Genomic DNA, 10,812 nt, shown 5'->3' with positions numbered 1-10,812 from the left:
GCTGCGAAGCAGCCCCAAAACCAGGCACTGCGGCTTGTCTGATGGAACACAGTGATCTTGATTGGGGCCGCTTCGCAGCCCAGCGCGGGGCAAGCCCGCTCACCACAGTAAGCGGGCTTACTAGAGAAGCTTGTCTGCCTCTAGCGGTTGAAGCGCTCAACCAGCGCGTATTGGGTGGCCGCGGTATTGGTCAGTTCCTTGCTCAGGTCCGTGGATTGATGGGCTTGTATCGAGGTCTGGTCGGCCAGTTCGGCGATGGTGGTGATGTTGCGGCTGATCTCCTCGGCGACGGCACTTTGTTCTTCGGTGGCGGCGGCGATCTGGGTGGTCATGTCGGTGATATGCGACACCGCTTCGCTGATCCCCACCAGGGCCTGGTCCGCTTCCAGCACCCAGGCTACGCCTTCCTGGGCCTGGCGCTGGCCGTTTTCCATGCTTTGCACCGCGTTGCTGGAGGATGCCTGGAGCTTGGTGATCAGCCCATGGATCTGGGTGGTCGATTGTGAAGTGCGCTGGGCCAGTTGGCGCACTTCGTCGGCTACCACTGCAAAGCCTCGGCCTTGTTCGCCGGCTCGCGCTGCTTCGATTGCGGCGTTGAGGGCGAGCAGGTTGGTTTGGTCGGCGATGCCCTTGATCACATCCACCACGCTGCCGATTTCGTCGCTGTCCCTGGCCAGTTGCGCCACGGTCACCCCGGTCTCGCCGACCATGGTGGACAGACGCTCGATGGCTTCACGGGTATCGCGCGCCACTTCGCGGCCGCGCCCGGTCAGCACGTTGGCCTGTTGGGTGGCGTCGGCGGTTCGTTGTACATGGCTGGCGACTTCCTGGGTGGTCGCGGCCATCTGGTTGACGGCCGCCGAGACCTGTTCGGTTTCCACGCGCTGGCGGTTCAGGCCTTTGGCGCTGGCGGCAGCCAACTGATCGGATTGCCCCGCCAGGGTACTCAGTTGTTCGGCGCTGTCCTGCAGGCGGGTGAGGCAGGTTTTCAGGCGCGCGGTCTGGCTGAGAAACGCGGTTTCCAAACGCGACTGTGGGCCGCGTGCGTCACTGTACATCTGCGCGATCAAGGCATCCGACGTCGAGGGTTCGACCCCCTCCAATAGACGCAGGGTACTGCCCTGGCGCCAGCGCGAGCACAGCAGGCCCACCGGCAGCGCGACCGCCACGGCCACTGCGACGGCCACCGGTGCACTGAGGAACAGCCCGGCGACGCTGCCAGCCACTCCGGTGGCCATGTACGGCACGCAACTCACTGCCGCCGGCAGCCAGGCATCCTGGCGCGGCACGCCCGGCTTGCCTTGGCTCAGACGCCGGTAGAGGGCCTGGGCGCGGCGGATTTCATCGGCCGTAGGCTTGACCCGCACCGACTCGAAGCCAACGACCCGGCTGCCGTCGAAGATCGGCGTGACGTAGGCATTGACCCAATAGTGGTCGCCGTTTTTCGAGCGGTTCTTGACGATGCCCATCCACGGCAGGCCTTGCTTGAGCGCGCTCCACATGTGGGCGAAAACGGCGGGTGGCACGTCGGGGTGCCGCACGATGTTCTGGGGCGCGCCGATCAGGTCGGCGCGTTCAAAACCGCTGATATCGACGAAGGCGTCGTTGCAGTAAGTGATCATCCCTTGAACATCGGTGGCGGAGATGAGTTTTTGCGAAGGCGCGAGTGAAATCTCGCGCTGTGTTACGGGCTGGTTGTTGCGCATTCCGACTACTCCCTGAATTGCCATAAGTTCATCGGCATCACACGGAATAAGTTGATGGCGATTGTTTGATATAAACCGGGACGTGACGAATGGCGTTCAGGAGGGCCTAAGTGGCGAATTGTCCTGGTGCGATACGAAAACAGTTTTTGCCTGCGCGCTTGGCTTCATATAACGCACCATCCGCATGTGCGATCACTGTTTGTGCGCAGGTATGTGACGTACTGTCGGCGCCTTCAAAGAGGGCAATGCCGATGCTGGCTTGCAAGGCATAGGGAAGAGCGCAACGCTCAGAGGCCTGTCGCAATGTTTCTATAATTCGTTGCGCTGCCAGGGTGGCAGAGGTCATGCCGGAATTATTCATCAGCAGAATAAATTCGTCTCCACCCAAGCGGCCGGCGCAATCCTGATTTAGCCTGACAATCGATTTAAGTGTTGCACCAAATTCGGCTAACGCCTTGTCACCTTCGGCATGTCCGTGGTTATCGTTGATGCTCTTGAAACCATCCAGATCTATATAGAGCACCGCAAAGTGTTTATCGGCATGCCGGCTGCGGGCCAGGGTGTTTTCAATCAGTTCGAGTATCCCCATACGGTTGTACAGGCCGGTGAGGGGGTCATGGGTCGCGCGGATTTCGTTTTTGGCCTCGGCCAGTAACGCGCGCACCAGGTTATCGTTCAACGTGTTGAGCAGTAGCCACATGCCCGTCAAGTACAGCGGGGCCTGGAGCAGGAATATCCTCAGCAGCGGTTCCGGCTGAAACAAGGTGGCGAGCTTCATGGGCACATCCGTCAGCAATATTTGAGTAAATGCATAGCGCGGTACACCTTGATTACGCATGGCGATCGCGGCATTCACGCTCACCATTGAGGTGCACCCGAGAACTTGAAGAATCGCATCGCCGCTGATCAGGCAACCAGCGGTACCCAGGCCCAGCTCCGCCGCCCAGACCAGGCCCACTAATAACGATAGGTCAATGACATAAGGATATTTTTGGCCGCCGTATTTATTGATCCAATACAGCAGTGCTAACCGTGAGAGCCAGATCATCGAATCAATGATGAGCCAGGCAATGAAGAATTGGCTCGGGTGCAGTGTAACCGCGACTGTGCATATCACCAGGCTGTTAAACCAACCGACCCAGAGCACCCCCTTGGAAGAAAAAGGCCCGGCTATAAGTTCGCTGCGTATGCGCGTGTCATACGGTGCGTCTGCATTCGTCAGCCATCTCATCGCCTTTGTCGCAGGGAGTTGATATTCCATATTGACCCTCACCTGAAGCGCTGAAATCAAATAGTGGCACATAGCCATGCTGGCACCGTTCCAGCAGCTTTTCAAATGCTATGAGATAAAATTTGCGGGGCATTGATTCATGAAATATTCACTTGTTATTCAGCACATCCGTAGGGGAATCGCGCCGGTAGAACCGCTATCCATCACCCCGCATGATTGAAAAGCCTGAAACTTCCCGATGAAAAACCTCATAATGGCGGCCATTTTTGTTTAGCCCGTTATTCTGGTGTGCCCCCATGGAAATCAAGGTCAACTTTCTCGACAACCTCCGGCTTGAAGCCAAGTTCGATGACTTCACGGTGATTGCCGACCAGCCTATTCGCTATAAAGGCGATGGCTCGGCACCGGGGCCGTTCGATTACTTCCTGGCTTCGTCGGCGTTGTGTGCGGCGTACTTCGTCAAGTTGTACTGCAGCACGCGCAACATCCCCACGGACAATATTCGCCTGTCGCAGAACAATATTGTCGATCCGGAAAACCGCTATAACCAGATCTTCAAGATCCAGGTGGAGTTGCCGGCCGATATTTCCGATAAGGACCGCCAGGGCATCCTGCGCTCCATCGACCGTTGCACCGTGAAGAAAGTGGTGCAGGCCGGGCCGCAGTTCGTGATCGAAGAAGTGGACAACCTCGACGCCGATGCCCAGGCCCTGTTGATGCCGAGCGCGGGCAGCGAGGCGGGCACTTATATTGCTGGCAAGGACCTGCCGCTGGAGCAGACCATCGCCAACATGTCCGGGATCCTTGCCGGCCTGGGCATGAAGATCGAGATCGCCTCATGGCGCAATATCGTGCCGAACGTGTGGTCGCTGCATATCCGCGACGCCCATTCACCGATGTGCTTTACCAACGGCAAGGGCGCGACCAAGGAGGGCGCCCTGGCGTCGGCGTTGGGCGAGTTCATCGAGCGGCTCAACTGCAACTTCTTCTACAACGACCAATTCTGGGGTGAGGAACTGGCCAATGCGCCGTTCGTGCATTACCCGGACGAACGCTGGTTCCAGCCGGGCCCGAATGACGAGCTGCCCGGGGAAATCCTCGACGCCTACTGCCTGAAGGTCTACAACCGCGACGGCGAGCTGCGCGGTTCGCACCTGTTCGACACCAACTCCGGCAATGAAGCGCGCGGCATCGTTTCGCTGCCGTTCGTGCGCCAGTCGGATGGCGAGGTGGTGTATTTCCCGTCCAACCTGATCGAGAACCTCTACCTCAGCAACGGCATGAGCGCGGGCAACACCCTGGCCGAGGCCCAGGTGCAGTGCCTGTCGGAGATTTTCGAGCGGGCAGTGAAGCGCGAAATCATCGAGGGCGAATTTGCCCTGCCGGACGTGCCGGCTGACGTGCTCGCGAAGTACCCGAGCATCCTGGCGGGTATTGCAGGCCTGGAAGCCCAGGGCTTCCCGGTGCTGGTCAAGGACGCGTCCCTGGGCGGCGAATTCCCGGTGATGTGCGTGACCTTGATGAACCCGCGCACCGGCGGCGTGTTCGCCTCGTTCGGTGCCCACCCGAGCCTGGAAGTGGCGCTGGAACGCAGCCTCACCGAACTGCTGCAAGGCCGCAGCTTCGAAGGCTTGAACGACCTGCCGCAGCCGACCTTCGAAGGCCAGGCGGTGACCGAGCCGAACAACTTCGTCGAGCACTTTATCGACTCCAGCGGTGTGGTGTCGTGGCGCTTCTTCAGCGCCCAATCGGACTACGAATTTGTCGAGTGGGACTTCTCAGGCGAAGGTGAAGACTCCAACGCCCAAGAGGCCGCGACCTTGTTCGGCATCCTCGAAGGCATGGGCAAGGAAGCCTATATGGCGGTGTACGAACACCTCGGCGCAACCGCCTGCCGCATCCTGGTGCCGGACTACTCGGAAATCTACCCGGTGGACGACCTGATCTGGGACAACACCAACAAGGCGCTGTTTTTCCGCGAGGACATCCTCAATCTGCACCGCCTGGACGAAGCGGAATTGCAGGGGTTGGTCGAGCGCCTGATCGAAAGCGAGCTGGACGACTACACCGACATCACCACCCTGATCGGCATCGAGTTTGACGACAACACGGCCTGGGGCCAACTGACCATCCTCGAATTGAAGCTGCTGATCTTCCTCGCCTTGCAGCAGTACGAGGAGGCCAAGGAGTGCGTGGAGATGTTCCTGCAGTACAACGACAACACCGCTGAACGTGGCCTGTTCTACCAGGCGATGAATGCGGTGCTGGAGATGGAGCTGGACGACGACCTGGAACTGGCGGACTACGAAGCCAACTTCCGCCGCATGTTCGGCAATGAGCGGATGGATGCGGTGATCGGCTCGGTCAACGGCAGTGTGCGTTTCCATGGGCTGACACCGACCAGCATGAAGCTGGAAGGGCTGGACCGGCATTTGCGCTTGATCGAGAGCTACAAGAAGCTGCATTCGGCGCGTGCCAACATCGTCCAGGGGTGACGCGTACCCAATGTGGGAGGGGGCAAGCCCTCCCACAGTTGATCCCTGTTGCCTGGGGGATTTATATACGGGCCAAGGCTTGCGCCAGGTCCGCCCGTAGATCCTCCACGTCCTCAACCCCCACCGACAACCGTACCAGCCCGTCGCCAATCCCCAACTGCGCGCGGGTCGCCGCCGGGATGCTGGCGTGGGTCATGATCGCCGGGTGTTCGATCAGGCTTTCCACGCCCCCCAGGCTCTCGGCCAGGGCGAAGAGCTTGACGGTTTCCAGGAAGCGCGTGGCGCCGGCCAGGTCGCTGTTCAAGTCGACTGAAATCATCCCGCCAAACCCGCGCATCTGCCTGTGTGCCAGTTCGTGCTGCGGGTGGGACGCCAGGCCTGGGTAATAGACCCGGGATACTTGCGGTTGCTGTTCCAGCCAGGTGGCCAGGTCGAGGGCGTTGCTGCAATGGCGCTCCATGCGCAGGGCCAGGGTTTTCACGCCGCGCAGGGTGAGGAAGGCATCGAACGGGCCGGCGATGGCACCAACCGAGTTTTGCAAAAATCCCACGCGCTCGGCCAACTCGGGGTTGTCGCCGACGATGGCGATGCCGCCGATCACATCGGAGTGACCATTGAGGTACTTGGTGCTGGAGTGCACCACGATGTCGAAACCCAACTCCAGCGGACGCTGGATCCACGGGCTGGCGAAGGTGTTGTCGGCCACGCAGAGAATGCCGCGGCTGCGGCAGATACGGGCGATGGCGCCGAGGTCGGTGAGGCTCAGCAGCGGGTTGCTCGGGGTTTCGACCCAAACCATGCGCGTGTCGTCCTGCAAGGACGCTTCGAACGCCGCCACATCACTCAGGTCGACAAAGCTGAAACGGTGCCCGGCACTGCGCTGGCGCACCTTGTCGAACAGGCGGAAGGTGCCGCCGTAGAGGTCGTTGCCGGACACGATATGGGCGCCGGCATCCAGCAACTCCAGCACCGTGGAGATTGCTGCCAGCCCGGACGCGAAGGCAAACGCCTGGCTGCCGCCTTCGAGGTCGGCCACGCAGCGCTCCAGGGCAAACCGCGTGGGGTTGTGGGAGCGGCCGTAGTCGAAGCCCTTGTGTACGCCGGGGCTGTCTTGCAGGTAGGTGGAGTTGGCGTAGATCGGCGGCATCAGCGCGCCCGTGGTCGGGTCAGGTGACTGCCCGGCGTGGATCACACGGGTGGCAAACGCGCTTTTATCGGGCTGGCTCATGCAAGGGATCTCCGCAGGTGGTTGAGCAGGTCGACGCGGGTGATCAGGCCGTGAAAGCCCGCCGCGTCGGCAATGATGGCGACCAGGCCGCGGTCCAGTTCAGCCTGCAATTCGGCCAGGCTGGCGCCGGGGGCCAGGGTGTGGACTTTGTCGCTCATGGCGCTGGCGACCATCATGGAGAAGTCCGCCGCGTCATGGTGCAGGCCCAGCAGGATGTCGGACTCATCGATCACCCCCACCAGTTCGCGGCCGTCCACCAGCACCGGCAGTTGCGACACGTCCGCCAGGCGCATGCGCTGGAAGGCGGTGAGCAGGGTGTCGTCGGGGCTCACGCTGATCACGCGACCATCTTCGAAGCGCCGCGCGATCAAGTCGCGCAGGTCGCCGTAGTGCTTGTAGTGCAGCAAGCCTGCATCGGTCATCCATTGGTCGTTGTAGACCTTCGACAAATAGCGGGTGCCGGTGTCGCAGACAAAGGTGACCACGCGCTTGGGCACCGTTTGTTCGCGGCAATACCGCAGCGCGGCCGCGAACAGGGTGCCGGTGGATGAACCGCCGAGAATGCCCTCGGCCTTGAGCAGTTGGCGGGCGTGGTCGAAGCTGTCTTCATCGCTGATGGAGTAGGCGTGGCGCACGCTGGACAGGTCGGCAATCGACGGGATGAAGTCCTCGCCGATGCCTTCCACCGCCCACGAGCCGGGTGTTTCCAGCTTGCCGCTGCGGCTGTATTCGGCCATCACCGAACCCACCGGGTCGGCGAGGACCATTTCCAGCTCGGGCTGCACCCGCTTGAAGAAGCGCGTCAGGCCGGTGAGGGTGCCGGCCGAGCCGACGCCCACCACAATCGCGTCTACATCGTGTTGGGTCTGGGCCCAGATCTCCGGCGCGGTGCTGGTCTCGTGGGCCAGGGGGTTGGCCGGGTTGTTGAATTGGTCGGCGAAGAAACAGCCGTCAATCTCCTTGGCCAGCCGCGCGGCCATGTCCTGGTAATACTCGGGATGGCCCTTGCCCACATCGGAGCGGGTGATATGCACCTCGGCGCCCATGGCCTTGAGGTGCAGCACTTTTTCCGTGGACATCTTGTCGGGCACCACCAGCACCACCCGATAACCTTTCGCCCGGCCCACCAGCGCCAGGCCCAGGCCGGTGTTGCCGGCGGTGGCTTCAATGATTGTGCCGCCGGGGCGCAGGCGGCCGTCGCGTTCGGCGGCGTCGATCATGGCCAGGCCGATGCGGTCCTTTATGGAACCGCCGGGGTTCTGGGATTCAAGCTTGAGGAACAGCGTGCAGGGGCCGGTATCGAAACGGCTGACCCGAACCAGCGGCGTGTTGCCGATCAGCTCGAGTACGGCAGGGCGGGGTAGTGTGGGCATGTCGTCACCTGGGGGCTTAGGGTGGGGGACAGCAAATCGCAGAGCATGGTCTGGAACAGTAGGTCGGTATTGGGTCGGTCGCAACCGAGGGGTCGATTGAATGACTTTTTTTGGCGCATGGGCGATGCCCGGGTGCGCCATCTACGCGCATGTTTTGCGGCGATACCCTTGTATTCATTGGCAGAGTGACCTGGCGTGGGCTTTGCTTTAGATAAATCCAAACTTGGATACAAGATGGAGTTTCCCATGCACAACGTTGTTGGCTGGACCCTCGGTGAATGGCAGGCCGCTTACCGAAACGGCACGATCACGCCGGACATTTTGCTCACCCTGGCCGCGCAATACCCCGCCGAGGACAGCGCCTGGATCGCCCGCGCTCAACCGCAGGCATTGGCCGAGCAACTGGCGCAGTTGAGCGAACGATTGGCAGCCCAGGGCGGCGATATGACCCGGCTGCCGTTGTATGGCGTGCCGTTTGCGATCAAGGACAACATCGATGCGGCCGGCTGGTACACCACTGCCGCCTGCCCCGAATTTGCCTACCGCGCGACGCAGGATGCCTCGGTCGTGCAGAAGCTGCGCGCCGCCGGCGCAATCCTGATGGGCAAGACCAACCTCGATCAGTTCGCCACCGGCCTGGTGGGCACCCGCTCGCCGTATGGCGCGGTGGGCAACAGTTTCAATGGCGATTACGTCAGCGGCGGCTCCAGCTCCGGTTCTGCGTCGGTGGTCGCCCGTGGGCTGGTGGCGTTTTCCCTGGGCACCGACACGGCGGGCTCCGGGCGTGTACCGGCGGGGTTCAACAATATCGTCGGCTTGAAGCCGACCAAGGGGCGTTTGTCCAATACCGGCCTGGTGCCGGCTTGCCGCACGGTGGATTGCGTCTCGGTGTTTGCGTTGACCGTGGAAGATGCCGAGACCGTGGCGCACGTTGCGGCGGGATACGACGCCAGCGACGCCTATTCCCGCGCCAACCCCAACACGGCGCCAGTGGCGGTGGGCGCTTCGATCAAGCTGGCCATCCCGGCGGCCCTGGAGTTTTTCGGCGACACCCAGAACCAGGCCGTGTTCGAACACGCGGTCGAACACTTCAAGGCGCTGGGCGCGGTGATCACCCCGGTGGATTTCACTGCGTTCAAGGAACTGGCGGACCAGCTGTACTTCGGCCCTTGGGTTGCCGAACGCACCGTGGCCCTGGAAAGCATGCTCGAAAACCAGCCCGAGGCAATCAACCCGGTGGTGCGCGGCATTGTCGAAAATGGCCGCCAGTACAGCGCCTGCGACGCCTACAAAGCCGAATACCTGCGGGCCGAACTGAGCCGCCGCATCAATGACAGCCTGGCCGGTTTCGATGCCTTGCTGGTGCCGACTTCGCCAACCCTGCGCACCATGGCCGAGATGGCGGAGGAGCCGGTGCGCTACAACTCGCAGTTCGGCTACTACACCAACTTCACCAACCTGGCCGACCTCTCGGCCCTGGCGCTGCCGGCCGGTATCCGCGCCGATGGCTTGCCCAGCGGCATTACCTTGCTCGCACCGGCCTGGCATGACACGGCGCTGGCGCACCTGGGCAAGCGCTGGCAATCCAGCCTGGAGCTGCCTTTAGGTGCCACCCAGCGCTATCTGCCGGCACCGTCCGCACCCGCCCAAGCCCCCGGCTGCGTGCGCGTGGCAGTGGTGGGCGCACACCTCACCGGCATGCCGCTGAACGTCCAGCTGACGACGCGCAACGCGGTGCTGGTGGAGCAAACCCTGACGGCCGACACCTACCGCCTGTACGCGCTGCCGGGCACGGTGCCGCCCAAGCCCGGGCTGGCCAAGGCGGACAGCGGTCGGGCGATCATCGTCGAGCTATGGGACATGCCCCTCGCACGCTTTGGCGAGTTCGTCGCCGAGATCCCCGCGCCGCTGGGGATCGGCAACCTGCTGCTGGCCGATGGGCGCAGCGTCAAAGGCTTCATCTGCGAGCCCTGGGCCCTGGCCGACGCCCTCGACATCACCGAGTTCGGTGGCTGGCGCGCCTTTATTGCGAGTCGCGGTTAAGCATGAGGGCCAAGACACGCCCCGACAGCCTGGCCGAGCAGATCTACGCGCAGCTCAAGGCGGATATTTTCGACTTCCGACTGCTGCCGGGCGATCGTTTCAGCGAAGGCGAGGTGGCCGAACGCATGCACGCCAGCCGCACGCCGGTGCGTCAGGCGCTGTATCGCTTGGAACGGGAAGGGTATCTCGAGGTGTATTTTCGCAGCGGCTGGCAGGTGAAACCGTTCGATTTCGCCTACTTCGAAGAGCTCTACGACGTGCGCATCGTATTGGAACTGGCGGCTGTCGGCCGGTTATGTGCGATGGACGAACCGAACCCGATGCTGCAAGCGTTGCAGGCGACCTGGCAGGTGCAGGAGGGCGAGCGCCTGGAGGACGCCCAGGCCGTATCGGCGCTGGATGAGCGTTTTCATTGCGCGTTGGTGGAAGCCACCGGCAACCGTGAAATGGCGCGCATGCACTACGCCATCACCGAGCAAATCCGCATCATCCGGCGGCTCGACTTTACCCAGGCGCCCCGCATTGCGGCGACGTACGAAGAGCATGGGCAACTGCTCTCGGCCATCGTGCAACGCCAGGCTGACCAGGCGCAGCACCTGCTGCAGCGGCATATCGAACTGAGCAAGCAGGCGGTGCGCGAGATCACGTTGCACCGGTTGCATACCGCCCGGCAGGTGGGGGGGGCAGATTTCCTGATGCCCTGAGCTTCTGTGGTGAGCGGGCTTGTTGTGGTGAG

Annotated in this window: 7 protein-coding genes; 3 read left to right on the top strand and 4 right to left on the bottom strand. The window is 62.1% G+C overall.

What is annotated here, in order from left to right:
- Positions 1-140: 140 nt before the first annotated feature.
- Positions 141-1,706 (bottom strand): methyl-accepting chemotaxis protein, encoded by a 1,566-nt coding sequence (locus tag F6S08_RS24020; protein WP_065925183.1) that lies wholly within the window; start codon positions 1,704-1,706, stop codon positions 141-143.
- 106 nt (positions 1,707-1,812) lie between these two features.
- A complete protein-coding gene (locus tag F6S08_RS24015; RefSeq protein ID WP_065948317.1) occupies positions 1,813-2,967 on the bottom strand; it encodes a GGDEF domain-containing protein in 1,155 nt (384 codons plus the stop codon).
- 266 nt (positions 2,968-3,233) lie between these two features.
- Here F6S08_RS24015 and F6S08_RS24010 point away from each other — a divergent pair, with 266 nt between their 5' ends.
- Complete coding sequence (locus F6S08_RS24010; protein ID WP_065948281.1) at positions 3,234-5,432, top strand: OsmC domain/YcaO domain-containing protein; 2,199 nt, start codon at positions 3,234-3,236, stop codon at positions 5,430-5,432.
- 61 nt (positions 5,433-5,493) lie between these two features.
- Here the strand turns inward: F6S08_RS24010 and F6S08_RS24005 are convergent, their stop codons facing one another.
- Complete coding sequence (locus F6S08_RS24005; RefSeq protein WP_065925186.1) at positions 5,494-6,660, bottom strand: cystathionine gamma-synthase; 1,167 nt, start codon at positions 6,658-6,660, stop codon at positions 5,494-5,496.
- On the bottom strand, positions 6,657-8,033 hold the full coding sequence (locus F6S08_RS24000; protein WP_027608450.1) for a pyridoxal-phosphate dependent enzyme: 1,377 nt from the start codon (positions 8,031-8,033) through the stop codon (positions 6,657-6,659). The genes F6S08_RS24005 and F6S08_RS24000 overlap by 4 nt, the downstream gene beginning before the upstream one ends.
- Positions 8,034-8,279: 246 nt before the next feature.
- On the opposite strand from F6S08_RS24000, the gene atzF reads away from it, so the two are divergent.
- Entirely contained in the window at positions 8,280-10,076 is a 1,797-nt protein-coding gene (gene atzF, locus F6S08_RS23995; RefSeq protein WP_315872412.1) for an allophanate hydrolase, read from the top strand.
- A 2-nt stretch (positions 10,077-10,078) separates the two neighbouring features.
- On the top strand, positions 10,079-10,780 hold the full coding sequence (locus tag F6S08_RS23990) for a GntR family transcriptional regulator (protein WP_315872411.1): 702 nt from the start codon (positions 10,079-10,081) through the stop codon (positions 10,778-10,780).
- The last annotated feature ends 32 nt before the right edge of the window (positions 10,781-10,812 follow it).

Origin of the sequence: Pseudomonas sp. JV449 (assembly GCF_032424295.1) — a bacterium.
GTDB lineage: Bacteria > Pseudomonadota > Gammaproteobacteria > Pseudomonadales > Pseudomonadaceae > Aquipseudomonas > Aquipseudomonas marginalis.
This window is presented reverse-complemented; position numbering and strand designations above follow the sequence as displayed.